Consider the following 1,178-nt stretch of genomic DNA (forward strand, 5'->3'; position numbering starts at 1 on the left):
CCCTCGACTGGGCAGATCCCTAGGCATTACTCACCCGTCCGCCGCTCGTCAGCAAATTAGCAAGCTAATTCCTGTTACCGCTCGACTTGCATGTGTTAGGCCTGCCGCCAGCGTTCAATCTGAGCCATGATCAAACTCTTCAATTAAAGTTTTGTTGAAACATCCACTCTTATAAATAAAAGCTTCGTTTCGGCTCAATGAATTCTGATTTCGATTTAAAGACTCGGAAGAATCTCTAAAACGTTTGTTACATATTGCTATGAACACTCATCGTTACATTGATAATAATTTTGATTGCATCATTCTTTACGAGAAAGAATGAGCAATTTCGATTAACTCAACACCTGTGAGTGTCCACACAGATTTCTTGTTTGATTTGTTAAAGAGCGTTGCTAATCATGTAAGAAATGATCTTTCATATTAGCAGCCATTTGACGCTAGGTCGTTGGCTTARGGATGCGTATTCTACACTTCCCGTTGTTGGCGTCAAGTCATTTTTAAAGTTAATTTAAAATGCTTTTCAACCGGTTAATTATGATGCTTTAAAAGCCTCTTAATTAACGCTAACACCTTGAGCCTATTGGCCTGTCGCCGTGTCAGTGGATGCGCATTATAGGCAAATCCTGAACTTGCGCAAGGGCTTTTATGCATAAAAATGAAGTTTTTAATCATTATTTGCTTAAGTACAGGATACGCACCTATTACCCCCAAGGTTATCCACATTATTAGGATTAAAAGGCTTCATTCAGAGCTAGGCCCTATCCGCTTAATACCCGTTAATGCCGAAGGATTAAAGGGCTAAAACCCGCTAATGCGTTAAAGTCATGAAACATTGGGCTCACTTGCTAGTAGTGATTGCAGTAAAATTATCCACAATTTTTTCGCGCGATGAATTTAACTGCTTTGTAAAAGACTTAAACTCTTCCACTTAAATCTCAATGCGGCATTCAATTTTAGTTCAACATGGTGAAATAATCGAAAAATAAACCACATTATTTTAAGAGCTGGCGCCTTAATACTCATAGCAATCACTGTCAGGCTTAAAAACACCAATCTGAAACAGCCTACTGGCCAACTAACGCTAAAGTTGTTAGCAATAAGCCTATTATATTTTGACCAGGAACATAGAGAATTGATCGCAGAAAGTAATCCAATCGGAAAAGAGTAGAAAACATCAA

General features: G+C 38.6%; 1 rRNA gene. It reads right to left on the reverse strand.

What is annotated here, in order from left to right:
• A 16S ribosomal RNA gene (locus BM739_RS19795) occupies positions 1-146 on the reverse strand; the annotation flags it as partial.
• Positions 147-1,178 lie beyond the last annotated feature (1,032 nt).

Source organism: Shewanella sp. UCD-KL21 (assembly GCF_001957135.1).
Lineage (GTDB): Bacteria > Pseudomonadota > Gammaproteobacteria > Enterobacterales > Shewanellaceae > Shewanella.